The sequence below is a fragment of the Dactylosporangium sp. NPDC000521 genome (assembly GCF_042898305.1).
Lineage (GTDB): Bacteria > Actinomycetota > Actinomycetes > Mycobacteriales > Micromonosporaceae > Dactylosporangium.
Window position 1 is genome coordinate 208,806 of the sequence record NZ_JBIAYW010000006.1, and the last position, 16,325, is coordinate 225,130.

Here is a 16,325-nt window from a genome sequence, read left to right on the forward strand (position 1 = left end):
TCGGCCGTGGTGCGACCGGTGAAAGATGCATGGGTGAGCTGCTATCTGCTGGAGTTCTCGGTCGGCCCGGGCGGCGCCCGCCAGGGCGACATCCACGCCGGCCGCGACCTCGACGCCCTGCGGGCCGCGTTCGACCGCCGGTACGACGACGACCACCTCGCGTACCTGACGCTCTGGTACGGGGCGGTGCTGCACCTGTGGGTCGTGCAGGACGGCACCCTCGCCGGAGGGTTCGACCTGCACCCGTTCCTGCGTACCGGCGACCCCCGGCACGACGCGACGGTCGCCGCGCTGCTGGACTCCCAGCGCGACGGCGAACCGTGGGACCTGTTCGACCGGATCATCGACCCCGGCGACATCGAATCCCTGGACGCGGTCCGGATCGTCACGCACTTCCTGGACCTGCAGGCCCGCGCCGCGACAGACCCGGCCGCGGCGGCGGAACTGGAGGCTCTCGACGAGGCGGTCTACGACGAGGACCTGCCACCCGTCCCCGGCCCACCGTGCCGGCTCACCCTCGACTGGCCGGCGATCGAGGCCCAGCTGCCGCCGCTGCGCGAACCGCTGCTGCGGCCGGGGCAGCCGACCACCTTCACCTGGACCGACGGGACCGCCCCGCAGTCCGACAGCTACCTGTGGCACACGAGCGAGCTGTACCTGGGCTTCAACGACGTCGAGAGCGGCCACGACGAGCTCGACCCCGTCACCGACCCATGACCCACCGCAACCCAGCCCGCCGTGTCGCAGCACCACGCCGACACCAGTAACAGTGCGTGACACACCGAGACGACGATTTGCAAGGCGTTGCTACGGTATTTGAAGCGGTCCCGATACCGGCACCCGCCACGTCCTGCCCGACGCAACGTGGGCCGCGACGGGCAGTCCAATGCGACACCACGACTCCCGGCGACGCCCGCACCCTCACGCACCCGCGTGCCCGCGCGCGGTCACCGGGTCACAACTCGCCAACCGGCGTGCGGCTGCGGGGACCTGTGGCGGGAAGGGCAGGGCGGGCCGCGACGGGTCATGCAACGCGACGCCACGACTCCCGACGACGCCCGCACTCTCACGCGCCGCACACCCGCGCGCGGTTACCGGGTCCCAACTCGCCCGAAAACGGCGTGCGGAGGCGGGGATCTGTGGCGGGAAGGGACAGTGCGGACCGCGACGGGCAGTCCAACGCGACGCCACCACTCCCGGCGACGCCCGCACCCTCACGTACCCGCCTGCCCGCGCGGTCACCGGGCCGCAACCTCGCCAACGGCGGTGCGGATGTGGGGACCTGTGGCGGGAAGGGCAGGGCGGGCCGCGACGGGCAGTCCAACGCGACGCCACCACTCCCGGCAGCGCCCGCACCCTCACACGCCCGCCCGCGCGCGGTCACCAGGTCGCAAACCTCGCCAAAACCGGCGTGCGGGTGCGGGACGTGTGGCGGGAGAGGCGAGTGGCGACCGCCGCTGGGATGTGCTTTCCGGAAACGGCATGAAGGGGCTGCGCCGGGCCGGCAGCGGTGTGCGCAGGCCTGGAAAACGAGCGCGGTCCCGGGTGGCGTATCGTCACCCGGGACCGGTCGGACCATCAGCGCGGACGTGTCAGCGGCCGCCGCCCATGCCGCCGAAGAAGTTGTTGCCCTGCATGCCGCCCTGCTGGCCGAGGCCGAAGCGACCGGCGAGGTTGGTGCCGGAGAGGGCGTCGTACGGGGGCATGAGCTCGGACGGCTGGACGACGACGAAGCCTTCGCCGGTGAACTGCATCTGCCAGCTCTCGCCCGTGTTGCCGCGGGGGCGCCACACCGAGGAGGACGTGACCGCCGCCTGCATGCTGACCTGCAGGGTCGAGGTCCAGGCGATGACCGCGTCGGCGTCGGCGAAGTAGTAGTTGTTGGGCGTGACGCGCATGACCAGCGGCGCGCCGGTCGTGGTCACCGCGACCTTGCCGCTGCCGTTGAGCTCGATGTTGTAGCCGCCGGCGCCGGCGATCTCGACCTGCGAGTCGATGCGGACGACGTCCCAGTGCAGCCCGGTCTCGAAGGCCAGGACGTTGTTGCCGTCGACGGTGAGGCCGTCGCCGGTGAGGTCCAGGATGTGGATGTCCTGCGCCTGGTTGGCGAGGAACACCGAGCCGCTGCCGCTGACCTTCATGAGGTTCAGGCCCTCACCCGTGAAGTGATGGGTGATGTGCGAGCCCCAGCCCTGGTACTGCGCGTCGAAGTTCACGCCGCCCTGGTAGGCGACCATCGCGCCCTTGCGGGCGTAGAACTCCCGCATGCCGCTGGCCTGGCCGAGGTTGGCCTTGAGCATCTTGCCGTTCTGCAGCACGAAGCGCTCGTTGCTCTGGACTTCCTGGTTGGCCAGCAGAGAACTCTGATACATGTCCGCCTCCTCAGCCCCGGACCGAGAACGTGGGACGCGCGTCCTCGCTCGGCTGGACCATCACGAAACCCTGCCCGGAGAAGCCGAGCTGGAACGACTCGCCGGAGCCGCGGCCGATGAGCCCGCCGAAGCGGGCGGTGCGCTTGGGGCTGATGCTCAGCCCGTCGGTGAAGCCGACCAGCGCGTCGGTGTCCACGTAGGTCGGTGCCTCGCGGGTGTCGAGCACGACGGGCGTGCCCTTGCTGGTCAGCGCGACCCAGCCGTTGCCGCGGATGACGACGTTGAACATGCCCATGCCGGACAGCATGCTGACGCCCTTGACCCGCTCGATGGTCCACGACAGGGTCGAGTCGAAGGCGAGGATGTTCTTGCCGTTGACGCTGAGGCCCTCGCCGGCGAGCTGCACGACGACGACCTCCTTGCCGTAGTCGGCGAGGTACAGCTCGCCCTGGCCGGTGGCGGTCATCAGCGGCACGCCCTCGCCGGTCGCCCAGGAGCGGGCCATCTGGCCGAGCTGCGGCGGGTTGGGGTTGAAGTCGATGAGCCCTTCGTAGGCGATCATCGAGCCGGTGCGGGCCATGAGATCCTGACCCGGCCCCATGATGATCTTGGCGATCTTGCTGCCGTGAAGACTCATCCGGTCCCGGACCTGCGTCTGGCCATAGTGTTGGAGCAGCGGACTCTGCACAGCGTCCCCTTTCAGACCTCGTAGGGCTGGACCACGACGAAGTGGCCCTGCATTCCCATGAACTGGAGCGCGACGGACTCGCCGCTGGTGCCGGCGTAGATCTGCCGGGACACCCGGACCTGTGTCGACACCGCGACCCGCATGCCGGCGGTCCAGGCGACGACGGCGTTCATGTCGCCGAACGTCGGGCCCTGGCACTGCAGCGTGACCGGGGTGCCCTTGGTCATGACCACGACGGTGCCCTGTCCCCTGACCTCCAGGTGGAACATGCCGCCGCCCGGGATGCCGGGACTCTCGATCCGCTTGACCTCGGTCTGGAGGGTGGAGTCGAAGGCGAGCACGTTGTTGGCGTTGATGCACAGCGCCTGGCCCTGCAGCTCGACGATGTGCAGGTCGTTGGCGTTCTCGGCGAGGAACACCTCGCCCTGGCCCTTCAGCGTCATGAGCTTCAGGCCCTGGCCGGTCATCGCGCCCTCGAACATCGCCTTCAGGCCGCCGGAGCCCTTGTACTCGAACTCGACGTTGCCCTGGTAGGCGACCATCGACCCGCGCCGCGCGTGGGCGTCCGGGCCGAGGGTGACCTTGACCAGCTTGCCGTTCTGCTTCGTCCAGCGGCCGGTGGTCGGCGCCTCCCGGTACTTCTGGATGCTGTGCATGACGCCGGGCTGGACCCGCTCAGCCTGCGACGGCAGCAGCTCACCCTGCTGCTGCGGGTAACCGGGCTGGCCCTGGGGCGGATACCCCGGCTGGCCCTGCGGCGGGTAACCCTGCTGCTGCGGGTAACCGGGCTGGGGCGGATAGCCGGGCTGGCCCTGCGGCGGGTACCCGGGCTGCTGGGGCGGATAGCCGGGCTGCTGCGGCGGGTACCCGGGCTGCTGCTGCGCGTACCCCGGCTGCGGCGCGAAACCAGGCTGCGGGGGCGGCGGCGCGAACTGCTGGGCCGGCGGCGGGGGCGGCGGGGCGAAACCCTGCTGCGGCGCCGGACCGGGCGGCGGCGCGAAACCGGGCGCGGGACCCGCCGGCGCCGGCTCGGGCTCGTCGTCGACGTTGCCACCGTACGAGCGGATCAGGTCGGCGAGACCGCCGGCGAAGCCCTGACCGACGGCGCCGAAACGCCAGACGCCCTTGCGGTAGAGGTCGCCGATGATGATCGCCCGCTCGGTGCCGAAGTCGGCCCCGGTGAAGCTGTACCGCATGACCTCCTGCCCGCCCGCGACGATGCGCAGATAGCCGGACTGGAGCTGGCTGGCGGTGCCGGACGTCTCGATCGCCGCGCAGAACGACAGCTTCGCGACCTTCTCCGGCACGGCGTTGAGCGTCGCCCGGAACGAGTCGGTGTCACCGGACTGCGGGCCCAGCTTCTGGATCGACCCTTCGGGCGACTTCGGCTGGTTGAAGAAGATGAAGTAGTTGTCGTCCACGAGCTTGTCGTCGGCGTCCAGGCCGAAGCACGAGATGTCCCACGTGATCCCGGGAGCGTTCAACTGGATGCCTACATACAGATCATCTCCGGTGGTGAAGGACGAAATCGGGCTCTTCTGCCCCCGAGTGAAGGTCTGAGACACGTGATCTCCTCGGCTACAACGACAGCGCGTCTGCGATCAACTTATATCGGCACCGGACAACCCCCGCGGGCCTCTGCCGGTTCATTGCCCGTTCGCCTGACGGGCGAGGCGGGCCAGGATCTCGTCGACGGCGGCGCTGCCCGTGGTCATGTCCGGCGTGAACGTCCAGGTCAGCCCCACCCACGGGTCGCCCATGTGGTCGCCGGCCACGACCGGCAGCCGGGCCATCGAGCGCCACACCGCCCCGACCATCGGGCCGAGCGTCGAGGAGTCCGCCGGATCGGCGACCATCAGCACGTGCACGCCGGCCTCGGGCCCCTCGTTGAGCAGGTACTGCAGGCGCGCGAAGGTGGCCTCGTCGAATCCGTACGGGAAGTCGTGCAGCACGAGCAGGCGCCGCCCGCCGTCGATGTTCTCGTACGGGGAGCCCATCGCGCCGGCGCGGATCGCCATCTGCACCAGGTCGACCCGCTCGACGAGGTGCTCCAGCATGTCGCTGAGCGCCTGCGGGGTCGCGGCGACCGGCACCGACGCCGCGCCGCCGGGCGCGCCGCCGAGGTGAGTGCCGTCGAAGGCGCGGGCCGCGGCGCCGCCGCCGGCGAGGTCCGCCACGGACACGCTGAGCTGGCCCGGCGGGTGCGCGGCGAGGAGCCGCACGACGACGGAGCGGGCCATCGCCTGGGCCGCGGCCCGGTCGGCGCCGGTCGAGTCGATCCACAGCGCCCGCATCAGCGGCAGCCGGAACAGCAGCGGGATCCGCAGCTCCGGTGACTCCGGCACGTGCACGTCCCCGACGCGGATGCCGGCCGTCATCGCCTCCGGCAGGCGCCAGTCCCGCCAGCGCGGGCTGTCCCAGGCGGCCATCGGCGCCGGGAGCGTGGCGGCGAGGCTCCTGAGCTCGGAGACGAGCTGGTCGACGTCGCGGCGGCGGTCCGCCTCGGCGCGGCGGACGAGCTCGTCGTGGCGGCGGTCGGCCTCGGCGCGGGCCGCGGCCGTCTGCGGCGAGTTGCGCAGCCGCGGGTCGTTGAGCAGTTCGCCGACCTCGGTGTCGCGGCGCTGCTCCGCGTAGCCGACGGCGGAGCGCAGCGCCGAGGTGGACCGGGCCGCGTCCTGGAAGATCGACCACACCTGCTGGTAGAGGCGCTCCTCCGGGGGGCCGCCGACCTCCGGCACAGGCTGCTGCGAGGCGGCCGGGGCCGCGCCCGTGCCGGGGAAGTGCGGCGACGACGTCACCGGCCCCGACGTGCCCGGGAAGTGCGGCGACGACGTGACCGGCGCCGGCGGCGGCTCCTCCTGCTCGACGTCCACCCCGTGCGCCGCGATCAGCTGGGCCAGGCCGCCGGAGTACCCCTGCCCGATGGCGCGGACCTTCCAGGCGCCGCCCCGGCGGTACAGCTCCCAGGCGATGACGGCCCGCTCCTCGCTGAGGCCCTGCATGGTGAACGTCCCCAGCTCGGTGCCGGTCGCCTCGACGAGCCGGGCGACCGGCGCCGGGCCGGACCCGAACGTCATGGTGCGGTCGTCGGGGCTGATGACGGCGATGACCCGGTCGACGTCGGCGGGGATCTTCGCCAGGTCGATCTCGACCCGCTGCGCCCCGCCGGCGCCGCCGTCCAGCCACGTCAACCCCGGCGCCGCCGGCTGGTTGTAGAAGACGAAGTCACCGTCGGTCCGGACGCGTCCCGTCTCCGCGAGCAGCAACGCCGACAGGTCGACCGCGACGGTCGCGTCGACCATGATCCTGACCTGCTGCGCCGCCAGGGGCGCGTTCTGCCCCTTGACGAAGACCAGCGTCATTGTTCCCCCTCCTGATGCCGACGGATCCTGACTCCTGGCTGCTGGCTCTACAGGAAGCGACCCAGCTGCGGGATCATCTCCAGCGGCTGCTTGGCGTTCTGGGGCTCGCCGATCGCCGTCATCTTCCAGGCGTTGCCGTCGCGGTGCAGCTTGGCCATGACCATGCCGGTCGCCGGTGTGCCGCCGGAGAGCGTATAGCGGGTGAGTTCCGCGCGGGTCGTCTCGTCCACCAGCCGACAGAACGCCTGCTCGACCTGCGCGAAGGTGTGGCCCTCGTACGACGTGACCACGAAGACGATCGCGGTGACGTGGGCGGGGACGCGGTTGAGGTCCACGATGATCGACTCGTCGTCGCCGTCGCCGGCGCCGGTGCGGTTGTCACCGGTGTGCTGGACGGAGCCGTCCTTGCTGCGCAGCTGGTTGAAGAACGCGATGTCGACCGGCTGCTTGTCGGCGAACAGGATCGCCGAGGCGTCCAGGTCGATCTCGACCTCGCGGTTGCCGAACAGGCCGCGCTTCTTCAGCGGGTCCCAGCCGAGACCCATCCGGACCAGGCTGAGCGACGAGCCGTCCTGCTTGCGCAGCGACACCCGCTGGCCCTTGCTGAGGTTGACGGGGCCGCCGGGTCCGCCGACCGGGGCGTCCTGCGGCGGCGCGGCGGGCGGCGGCGGCGCGACCGGCGGCATCTGCTGGGTCGGCTGCCCGTAGGCCGGCGCGACCGGCGGCTGGCCGTAGGCCGGGGTCTGCTGCCCGTACGCCGGGGCGGCGGGCGGCTGCTGACCATAGGCCGGGGCGGCGGGCGGCTGCTGGCCGTACGGCGGCGGGTTGTGCTGCGGGGTCTGCTGACCGTACGCCGGGGTCTCCTGCGGCGGCGCGACGTGCGCGGGCGCCGTCTGCGCCGGCATCGTGTACACCGGCGCGGCGGGCGGCGGCGGCGCGACGGGCGGCTGGGCCACCGGCGGCGCGGACTGCGGGGCCGGCGGCGCGGACTGCGGGGTCGCGGCCGGCGCCGGCGCGTCGTCGACCGACACGCCGTGGTCGCGGACCAGGTCGGCGAGGCCGCCGGCGTAGCCCTGGCCGACGGCCCGGACCTTCCACTCGGCGCCGCGGCGGTAGATCTCCAGCGCGATGACCATGCTCTCGGTGTCCAGGCCGGTGATCACGTACTGGACGAGCTCGGTGCCGGCCTGGTCGAACACCCGCGCGACCGGCGGCGCGAACTGGCCGAACCGCTGGCCGGTGCCGTCGACGCTGACCACGACGCGGACCTTGTCGACGTCTGCCGGGATCGCGCCGGTGGTGACCGAGGCCTCCCACTTGCCGCCGCCGGCGTCACGGACGGAGACGCCGGGGCCCTGCGGCTGGTTGTAGAAGACGAAGTCGGCGTCGGTGCGCACCTTGCCGGCCGCCGTCACCAGCAGCGCGGACAGGTCGGTGGCGACGCCGACCTCCACCACGACGCGCACGTCGTTGGCGGTCAACCCGGTGTTCTGGCCCTTCACCAGCACGGTGGCCATGCTCTGTTCTCCTCTTGTCAGATGTCTCTCAAGGCCGACCGTCAACGGTCTGCGCCACGTACCAGTCCAGAATCTCGTCGCCGGCCGCCGCCCCCGCGGAGGCCGTGGTCAGGCAGTGCGGCGAGGTGAAGCCCGTGAGGTGCAGTTCCCCGTGCGCCGGCCGGATCGCCGCGTCCGCCGCCCGGAGCATGTCGGCGTCCAGCAGGGAGTCCCCGCCGGCGACGACCCGGTCCGCGCCCAGCCGCTCGGCGGCGTGTGCCACCGCCGCGGCCTTGTCCAGCCCGGTGGGCAGAAGATACAGCTTCCGGCCCTGCAGCGAGACCCTCCAGCCGTTGATCCGCCCCCAGCCGGCGGCCTCCTCGGCGAAGTCCGTCAGCCACGGCTCCCGGACCTTGACGGTGAGGTAGATGAAGAAGTCCTCGACCGCGCGGACCGCGTCGAAGCCGCGCTGGTCGCGCCAGCGCAGCGCCTCCCGCCACACGTCGTCGAACGACGCGCCGCCCGCGCTGAGGCGCCCGCGCACCTGCCGCTCCCAGTCCGGGTCGGACTCGCCGCCGACCAGCAGGCGGGCGCCGTTGCACACGACCGCCGCCGCGGGGCGCCGGCCGGGCAGGCGCAGCCGCTGGTACTGCTCGACCGAGCGGGTCGTGGCGGGCACGACCACGCCGGCGTCGGCGAGCCCGGTCCACTGCCGCACGACCCTGGTGGTCATGTACGCGTAGATCCGGTCGCCGTCGACGTCGACCGGCACGAGCTCCTCGTCGGCGGGGCGGACGGGCCCGTGCGACATCGCCTTCTCGGAGAAGATCACGGTCCCGTCGAGGTCCGTGGCGACCACGGTCGTCATTGTGCGGTCCCTTGGAGCCCCTGGGGGCGGTTGAGGCCGACGTGGCCCTTGGGGCGGATCAGGCCGACGCACGCGTAGGGCAGGTCGGCGACCTCGTCGACCGGGACGCCGGTGTCCTTGGCGAGGAGCAGGATGTGGCCGAGCTCGGCGTGCGCGTCGGGGCGGATCAGGATCCGCCACGGGGAGCGGCGCAGCAGCACCCGGGTGGTCTCGCCGACGCCGGGCTTGAGCAGGTTGACGTCGTCGAGGCCGTACTCGGCGGCGAGCCGCACCGCGATGTTCCAGCCGCTCCAGTCGGGGGTGCGGTCGGTGGCGGCGAGCACGGGCCAGTCGGCGGCGACCCTGGCGGCGACCGCCGGGAAGTGCGCCTCGACCGTGTCGAGGAACAGGTTGGACACGTCGCCGGGGGCGAGCTCCCGGTAGAACTTCGCGCCGTGGAACTGGCCGGGCCCGATGTACCGGTCGTTGAGCACCGTCCGCGACACGAGACCCGACACGGTCGAGTTGAGGCAGGCGGACGGGATGAGGAAGTCGTCGCGGGTGCCGTAGATCTCCGTGCAGCCGCCGGGGTCGGCCAGCACCGCGAGCGTCGGGTCGAAGGGCAGCCCCGCGACGGCCTCGCGCAGCTCGCGGCAGATCGCGCCCTTGCCGGTCCACCCGTCGACGAACATGACCTGGGCGGGGTCGTGGTGGCGGGCGAGGTGCCGCATCGCCTCACCGTCGATGCCGCGGCCGCGCACGATCGACACCGCGTAGTGCGGCAGCTCCACGCCGTGCGCGAACTGCGCCCAGCGGCGCATGAGGATGCCGACCGGCGTGCCGGCACGGGCGAGGGACACGAGCACCGCGTCCGAAGAGCGTGCCTTGATGACCAGCTCGGTGACGACGCCGACCGCGTGCGCGACCCGCGCCGCCGACGCGGCCAGGGCCTCGTGGAACAGCTCGAGGTACTCCGCCGTCGGCTGGTACTCGATCGGCAGCGACTCGGCGTAGTGGCCGGCCTTCGCCTGCATCATCGCCTCGCGCTCCTCCGCGGGCGCCTCCAGCGTCACGTGCGAAAGGTCGGTCAGCAGCCAGCTCACCTCGGACGCGGCGTAGGACGAGAAGTCCGGGCCGTGCAGCGGCGGTGGGGGTTGGACGTTCACCGGGTACCTTCCTGCGGATCCGTTGCTCGGGGGACAGCCGGCCGCAGGTCCGGGATGACCACGACCGTGACACCTTGGCAGACTCCGCGCAGCGCCGCCACCAGCCCCCTGTCCTCCCACAGTGCGGGAGTGTCGCCGGTCCGGTCGACGACGAGCACGATCCGGTCGAAGCCGCGCACGTTGTAGGCGAAGCGGGGCTTGTCGATGTCGATCGCGTCGTGCGCGGCGAACGTGAGCCTGGTGCGGATCGCGTACCCGGGGTCGTCGACCGGCAGGACCGGTGAGCGGGTCGTGGAGGAGAAGCGGACCGGCCGGTGCCGGGCGAGCGCACGGGCCAGCAGCAGCGGCGCGTACATCAGCTCCTCGCTGCCCAGGACCAGCACCGGCGCGTCGGTGCTGCCGGCGGGCAGCTCCGCGGCCACCTGCGCCGCCAGCCGGTCGGCGGTCTCCAGCAGCGTGGGGCGGTGCACGGCGGCGAACCCGTGCCGGCCCCCCTCGGGCAGGCCGGCGGGCCACTCGGCGTCGATCCTGGTCACCGGGGCGTCCCCGGGTCGCTGCGGCGGCTGCGGTACGTCCAGCGCCGCCACCAGGTCACGCCCGCGTTCGAGGGCGTCACCTGGCAGGGCGGCCTCACCGGCGGCGAGGGACACCACGTCGATGCGGGTGCCGAGCTCCTCGCCGAGCGCGGCGAAGCCGGCCCGGTCCGCGGCGGTCCGCAGGTCGAGCAGCGCGGCGACGACGTACCGCTCGCGGGGGCGCACGGTGTGCAGCTCCCGGATCGTCGCCTGGGCGGTGCGGCCTGTGGTCAGCTCGTCGTCGACGAGGACGAGCGGGCCGTCGCGGTCGAGCCAGGCGGGGTCGGCGGGCAGCAGCAGGTGCTCGGTGGCGTGGCTGTGCGCCTCGTCGAACCTGCCCAGCAGGGCCACGCCGGGCACGGGCCGGCGGGTGGAGTGCAGGTACTCGGCGTCGGCGAACGTGTCGGCGACGATGTGCCCGAGGGAGGTGGCCGTCTCGGCGTACCCGACCACCAGCGGCGGCCCGTCGGGGACCTTGACCTCCTCGAAGTCGCGCGTGTCCCACCCGGCGGCCGGGTCGGTGACGGCGCCCAGGACCTCGGCGGCCCGCAGGCCGAGCAGGCGCCCGGCGGCGTAGATCGTGTGCGGGTCGGCGGGCACGTGCTTGCCGAGGACCTGCGACACCACCAGGTGGGCGCGCCGCGGGTTTCGCCGCACCGCGAGCCCCGCCAGGTCGGCGACCCGCGGGCCGCCGGCGTCCGCGTCGACGAGCCGGACGTCCAGCCGTTCGGTGACCCAGGTGCCCGACCAGATTTCACTCACGCCGCCGCCTCCGCTGCGCTCCGGCGCCGGCGCGAGCCAACCCTGTGACGATGGTTCGCAGTCTCTCCGCTGCGCTCCGGACCGCTCACGCTACCGGCTCCCTGCTGTTGACCGAGGCCTCGAGGAAGTCCACGAAGTCGAGCCCTTCGGCGGCCACGCCGAAGATGTCGGCGCGCACCAGGGTCCGCTCCGCCCACGACAGGTGCGGCCGGACCTCGTTCATCTTGTTCATGTAGACGCTGCGCAGCACCCCGCCGCCGCCGTCACCGGCGTAGTCCTCGCAGATGGCCTTCGCGTCGCAATACTCCTCGTGGCTGACGACGCTCAGCGCGTGCACGGCCGCCGCGTGGCTGGGGTGGATGACGGTCTTGCCGACCATGCCGTTGGCCTTGTCGAGCACGATCTCGCGGATCAGGCCGTCCAGGGACTGGCGGACCAGCTTCGTGCGGAGCATCGGGTCGTGGTTCTCGAACGGCGTCACCCGCAGCTGCGGCTTGAGCACCCGCTCGCCGCCGGAGAAGTACTCCCACACCGGACCCGTCACCTCGTACCCTGTTCCCGCGGTGGGCGACGCCGGGCCGCCCCCGCCGCCCCGGCGGGCCAGCACGTTGACGATGTCGGTCAGGATGCCGGCCACGACGTTGACGTCCCACGCGGTCAGCTCCGCCGTCCGGCGCAGGGCGTAGATGCTGCTCAGATCGGTCGCACCGACCCTGACGGCCAGGACCCGGTCGCGGTTGTCGTCGAGCATGTCACGGACGGCGAGCAGGGTCGGCATCCGGGTCTCCGCGTAGGCGATCTCCGGGGTCTCGAGGACCGGCATCGCGTACAGGGGCAGGCCGCTGCCGTCGGCGATCTCCCGGACCGCCTTCAGCCCCGCCTGGCCGGACTCGTCGGGGCGGAACTTCGGCAGCACGAACCCGCTGAGAATCCGCAGATCATCACCGAGCCGGTCGGCGAGCCGATAGATTTGGTCGGAGTGGCGGACCCGGACGAAGAGCAGGGGCGCGCTCGCCTCCATCCGCGCGAGCCGGCGCAGCTGGTGCGCGATGTTCAGCTCGGCCTCGTCGACCTCGCTGTCGCGGATCGAGTCCTCGAGGCAGCCGACCATGCTCATCACGCCTTCGGCGTGGCAGCGCAGGATGTCCTCGGCCAGGCGCGGACGCACCGCCGGGGAGTACAGGGTGGCACCGAGCGCCATGGCGAGCAATTCGGGGGGGCTTCCCTGGGAGAACGCAGCAGGCAGCCGATGGAACAGCGTGCCGGCCGACATCTCGTCCAGGTGGGAGAAGTAGCGCACTCGGTGTCCTTTCTTCTCTGACCCGGGCGGGACTGCGTGCTGCGGTGCAGCCGCGCGACCTGGACCTTAAGCCAGGTTTGTGAAATCGAGCGGCATGGACTGAAAACCCCCGTGGCGGAAATCAGACTGCGTGATCCTGCGATCGCTGCCCGTAACGGACCGGTGGGTATGCAACCGCGGGCCGTCCGTCCGTGTGGATGGGCGACCCGCGGCGGTGGTGCTGCTGAGACCCGTCAGGGTCAGACGTTGATGCCGAAGTCCCGGGCGATGCCGGCGAGACCGGACGCGTAGCCCTGACCGACGGCGCGGAACTTCCACTCGCCGCTGTTGCGGTAGAGCTCGCCGAACACCATGGCGGTCTCGGTCGACGCGTCCTCCGACAGGTCGTAGCGGGTGAGCTCGGCGCCGGTGTTCTGGTCGACGACCCGGATGTAGGCGTTGGACACCTGCCCGAAGGACTGGGACCGGGTCTCCGCGTCGTAGATCGAGACGAGGAAGGCGATCTTGCTCACCTCGGCGGCCATGCCGGCCAGGTTGACGTTGATCTGCTCGTCGTCGCCCTCGCCCTCACCGGTGAGGTTGTCACCCTGGTGCTGGACCGTGCCGTCCGGCGACGCGAGGTTGTTGAAGAACACGAAGTGCTTGTCCGAGAGCGACTTGCCCGACTCGCCGCAGATGATCGCGCTCGCGTCCAGGTCGAACTCGGCGCCGGTCGTGGTCCGGACGTCCCAGCCCAGACCGACGGACACCGCCGTCAGACCGGGCGCCTGCTTGGTGAGGCTGACGTTGCCGCCCTTGCTGAGGCTGACTCCCACGAACTCCTCCAACTACTCGGTATGCGGGTGTCCCCGCTGTTGCGATTGCGGTCCGAACCGTCCGGACCTTTCGAAAGCCGCCATGAACGTGCCGACTGCCGCGAAAAGCGTCGCAGATCAGCGGAGCCTTTGACGACAGGAGCTATCGGTCGCACCGGAAATTCATGTGCGAGTGTAGTGGCTGCCCCCAAACCCCTGATCGACCTCCTGCGCGGACCCGGCCCCGCGCAGGGCCGACACGATCCACATCGCCGCAGGTCACGGCCGAGTTTACCGATCGGGAGGACGTCGGCGGCGGCGCTTGGCGCAAGCCCGCGGACGTTTGCTCTGAATTCGCTGGGAACATCGGCCGGGGACGGCTGCCGCCCCGGTCAGGGGGTGTCGTCGGGATCGGGCGCGTCCGGCGCGGCCTGCGCCGGGTCGCCGCCGCGGCCCGGGCGCCAGCCGGCCTCGTTGAGGCGGCGCAGCCGGGCGACCCGCTCGGTCAGGTCCGCGGTGATCTCGTCGGGGCTGGTCCCCTCCTCCATCGCCGCCGACCGCGCGGTGCGCAGCTCCCGGTGCAGCAGCTCGGTGATCCGGTCAGCCGGCGGGTCCGTGGGCGGGGTTGCCATGCCCCTATGCTCCCAGACCGGCGCCCGAAGGGTCAGCCGTAGCCGGGGACCGCCGCCGGGACGTCCGCGCGCCCACCCGCCCGGCGGGCCTCTCGACGACGACCGGCGATACCGGCCAGGTGCAACTGCGCATGACGGCCCTCCGCGCTCAGTTCCCGGGCGCGCCACCGCGGCCCGAATGTTCATTGACGGACGGCACGCAACCGAAACATTGACCGCTGATTATCACGACCGCTCACAGCGGGAAACCGCACGCATTGACCGGCGCCGTCCGCCACGATCGGCCGCGGTGGCGGCCCGCTTGTCCGGGCGGAGGCGTTCGTTCATGAACGGCGGACGGCGATCCGTTGACGCCACGGTGCCGATCGACGAAACCGGCGACCGAAAGGCCGACCCGAACCGGTCTGATCGATCTCCGATTCGCCGGTTCGTGCCGTTCCCTTGCAAACATGCAATGCCAGACTGGCATATGCGTGCACCAAGGCGATTCGGCACGGCAGTACCCGCTGCCCGCCGCAACACGTGAGCCTCGATATTGTCGAAGGGGAATCGTCATGCCTCGACTCCGCGCGACGGCGGCCGATGAGGTCCGCGGCCTGGCCAGGCTTGGCACGCTCGCGGCGACCGTCGCCGAAGCGGACGAGCCGGAGCGCCTCCGGCTGACCGGCGGCGCCTACTCGGTGGTCTACCCGGTCGTCTACACGGGGCTCACCCAGGGCATGGAGCGCAGGCGCGGCCACCCGGCGTGCGCGGTGTCGGTCCGGCATCTGGCCGACGGCTGCCTGGACCGCTTCCATGACGACGTCGAGGCGGTCGTCCACGACGTCGTCCGGCGGGCGACCGCCCCCATCGACAACCTCGACGCGTGGATCTGCGGCCTCATCAACTCCGCCACCGTCAACGGGCACCGCCGGCGGCGCGGCGAGATCGGCGCCCTGCAGCGCCCCCGCGCCCCGAAATGGCTGGTCGACGGGCTCGGCGGCGACCGCTGGCTGGTCCACCTCGCCGTGCAGATGCTCAACTGGGTCGGCAACCCCGTCACCGCGGGGTCGCAGGTGTGGCCCGTCGACAGCTGGACGGTGCTGCGGAGCCGTTTCACCGGCGACTGGGACCCCGCCGCCGACGTGCGCCACGACATCGAGGCCGTGCTGCGGGTCATGCGGGCGAAGCGCGAGTGGTACGAGCGTTACGTCGAGGGCCCGCTCGGACACAAGCACGTGCCGGTGCCCCGGTTCGCGCCGGAGAACCCCACCGGCGACCAGGACGCCCCCGCCCTCAGCCTCGTCGACGCCGGCGAGCGCGACGACCTGTACATGCGGGAGCTCGCCCACCTGGCGATGACCGCGATGCGCACCCGGCTGCGGGCCGGCGAGGACCCGGCCACCGTCGTCGCCGAGGTCATCGCCGTCGCCTTCGGCGATGGCGCCGTGCCCGCCCTGGACGGCTCGCCCCGCCTGAGCGACACCGCGGGCTACCACGTCGGCCGCATCCTGCGTGACCAGGACCGCATCCGGGACATCGTGGCCGCGGTGCTCGCCGTCGTCGAGGACCGGTAGACCCCCGCTCCCTCCTCTGACGGACCGGTCCGTCAGAGAGCGCCGAACCGTGGGCGGCGAGGATGGGAGCGACGGCATGGACGACGAGACGCGGCGGGAGCGGTCCGCGGCCACGTTCCGCGGGGGGACGCGCTCCGTGCGCACGGTGCTGCTGTACGAGCCGGCGGTGCGGGACGAGCCCGGCGCCGGCGACCCGCCGCAGCCCTCGTTCAGCCACGTCGCGGCCGGTGGCTCGTTCGCCACGACGCTCCGCCGGCACCTGGGCGACGCCGGCCAGGTCAGCCACGGCATCGTCACCGACGACCCAGCCGACTACGGCTCGCTGCGCCCGGCACAGCTCTTCGGCGCCCCGCTGTGGTCCCCGCCCGACGCATCCGCAGCGCCAGTTCCTCCTGCTCCGCCCGCTCCGAACGCTTCGCCTGCTTCGCCCGTATCGCCTGCTTCGTCCGCGCCGCCTGCTTCGCCCTCGTCCGCGCCGCCTGCTTCGCCCGTATCGCCTGCTTCGCCCGTGCCGCCTGCTTCATCCGTGCCGCCTGCTTCGCCTGCTTCATCGGCGTCGCCGGACCCATCTGCCGCGCCGGTTCCGCCCGACCCGCCGGTTGTGCCTTCGCCGGTCTTGCCCGTCCCGCCCGCGACGCCGCCGCCGGTTCCGTCGCCGCGCTCCCCCGGGGCGCCGCCGTCCGTGCCGCCGGCGTCCGCCACGCCTCCACCCCCGGTCTCCCCCGCGCCCCCGCCGCCGATCACACCGGCGTCGGCGCCGGTGTCGCCGGGCCCG

At 72.2% G+C, this 16,325-nt stretch carries 14 protein-coding genes; 2 read left to right on the plus strand and 12 right to left on the minus strand.

Annotated elements, in window-relative coordinates:
* The first annotated feature begins 33 nt into the window (after positions 1-33).
* The gene (locus tag ACFY3L_RS21475) at positions 34-717 is read left to right on the plus strand and encodes a hypothetical protein (protein ID WP_389326545.1); all 684 of its coding nucleotides are present in this window, start codon (positions 34-36) and stop codon (positions 715-717) included.
* Positions 718-1,592: 875 nt separating this feature from the next.
* Here ACFY3L_RS21475 and ACFY3L_RS21480 read toward each other — a convergent pair.
* The 11 genes from ACFY3L_RS21480 to ACFY3L_RS21530 form a co-directional block, all read right to left on the minus strand.
* Positions 1,593-2,372, minus strand: a complete 780-nt coding sequence (locus ACFY3L_RS21480) for an AIM24 family protein (RefSeq protein WP_389326548.1) — start codon at positions 2,370-2,372, stop codon at positions 1,593-1,595.
* Between the two features lie 10 nt (positions 2,373-2,382).
* Positions 2,383-3,009: an AIM24 family protein gene (locus ACFY3L_RS21485; RefSeq protein WP_389326551.1), complete on the minus strand. Its 627-nt coding sequence runs from the start codon at positions 3,007-3,009 to the stop codon at positions 2,383-2,385.
* A gap of 62 nt (positions 3,010-3,071) precedes the next feature.
* Positions 3,072-4,625 carry a TerD family protein gene (locus ACFY3L_RS21490; protein WP_389326554.1) on the minus strand — a complete coding sequence of 518 codons (1,554 nt, stop codon included), beginning with the start codon at positions 4,623-4,625 and terminating at the stop codon, positions 3,072-3,074.
* 81 nt (positions 4,626-4,706) lie between these two features.
* Positions 4,707-6,422 carry a TerD family protein gene (locus ACFY3L_RS21495; RefSeq protein ID WP_389326557.1) on the minus strand — a complete coding sequence of 572 codons (1,716 nt, stop codon included), beginning with the start codon at positions 6,420-6,422 and terminating at the stop codon, positions 4,707-4,709.
* 47 nt (positions 6,423-6,469) lie between these two features.
* The gene (locus tag ACFY3L_RS21500; RefSeq protein WP_389326560.1) at positions 6,470-7,939 is read right to left on the minus strand and encodes a TerD family protein; all 1,470 of its coding nucleotides are present in this window, start codon (positions 7,937-7,939) and stop codon (positions 6,470-6,472) included.
* Between the two features lie 28 nt (positions 7,940-7,967).
* Positions 7,968-8,786, minus strand: coding sequence for a hypothetical protein (locus tag ACFY3L_RS21505; protein ID WP_389326563.1), 819 nt, complete (start codon positions 8,784-8,786; stop codon positions 7,968-7,970).
* Positions 8,783-9,931: a cysteine protease StiP family protein gene (locus tag ACFY3L_RS21510; RefSeq protein ID WP_389326567.1), complete on the minus strand. Its 1,149-nt coding sequence runs from the start codon at positions 9,929-9,931 to the stop codon at positions 8,783-8,785. Before ACFY3L_RS21510 ends, ACFY3L_RS21505 begins: the two co-directional genes overlap by 4 nt.
* Complete coding sequence (locus ACFY3L_RS21515; protein ID WP_389326570.1) at positions 9,928-11,268, minus strand: phosphoribosyltransferase family protein; 1,341 nt, start codon at positions 11,266-11,268, stop codon at positions 9,928-9,930. The genes ACFY3L_RS21510 and ACFY3L_RS21515 overlap by 4 nt, the downstream gene beginning before the upstream one ends.
* A gap of 85 nt (positions 11,269-11,353) precedes the next feature.
* Entirely contained in the window at positions 11,354-12,568 is a 1,215-nt protein-coding gene (locus ACFY3L_RS21520) for an HpcH/HpaI aldolase/citrate lyase family protein (RefSeq protein ID WP_389326573.1), read from the minus strand.
* A 239-nt stretch (positions 12,569-12,807) separates the two neighbouring features.
* Positions 12,808-13,383: a TerD family protein gene (locus ACFY3L_RS21525; protein WP_389326576.1), complete on the minus strand. Its 576-nt coding sequence runs from the start codon at positions 13,381-13,383 to the stop codon at positions 12,808-12,810.
* Between the two features lie 371 nt (positions 13,384-13,754).
* The gene (locus tag ACFY3L_RS21530; RefSeq protein WP_389326579.1) at positions 13,755-13,994 is read right to left on the minus strand and encodes a hypothetical protein; all 240 of its coding nucleotides are present in this window, start codon (positions 13,992-13,994) and stop codon (positions 13,755-13,757) included.
* Between the two features lie 554 nt (positions 13,995-14,548).
* Here ACFY3L_RS21530 and ACFY3L_RS21535 point away from each other — a divergent pair.
* Positions 14,549-15,550, plus strand: coding sequence for a hypothetical protein (locus ACFY3L_RS21535; RefSeq protein WP_389326582.1), 1,002 nt, complete (start codon positions 14,549-14,551; stop codon positions 15,548-15,550).
* A gap of 312 nt (positions 15,551-15,862) precedes the next feature.
* Here the strand turns inward: ACFY3L_RS21535 and ACFY3L_RS21540 are convergent, their stop codons facing one another.
* Positions 15,863-16,252 carry a hypothetical protein gene (locus ACFY3L_RS21540; protein WP_389326585.1) on the minus strand — a complete coding sequence of 130 codons (390 nt, stop codon included), beginning with the start codon at positions 16,250-16,252 and terminating at the stop codon, positions 15,863-15,865.
* Between the last annotated feature and the right edge of the window lie 73 nt (positions 16,253-16,325).

Coding starts and splice junctions, on each gene's coding strand:
- ACFY3L_RS21495 (WP_389326557.1), bottom strand. CDS start 6,422: ATGACGCTGGTCTTCGTCAAGGGGCAGAACGCGCCCCTGGCGGCGCAG.
- ACFY3L_RS21480 (WP_389326548.1), bottom strand. CDS start 2,372: ATGTATCAGAGTTCTCTGCTGGCCAACCAGGAAGTCCAGAGCAACGAG.
- ACFY3L_RS21535 (WP_389326582.1), top strand. CDS start 14,549: ATGCCTCGACTCCGCGCGACGGCGGCCGATGAGGTCCGCGGCCTGGCC.
- ACFY3L_RS21530 (WP_389326579.1), bottom strand. CDS start 13,994: ATGGCAACCCCGCCCACGGACCCGCCGGCTGACCGGATCACCGAGCTG.
- ACFY3L_RS21500 (WP_389326560.1), bottom strand. CDS start 7,939: ATGGCCACCGTGCTGGTGAAGGGCCAGAACACCGGGTTGACCGCCAAC.
- ACFY3L_RS21505 (WP_389326563.1), bottom strand. CDS start 8,786: ATGACGACCGTGGTCGCCACGGACCTCGACGGGACCGTGATCTTCTCC.
- ACFY3L_RS21485 (WP_389326551.1), bottom strand. CDS start 3,009: ATGAGTCTTCACGGCAGCAAGATCGCCAAGATCATCATGGGGCCGGGT.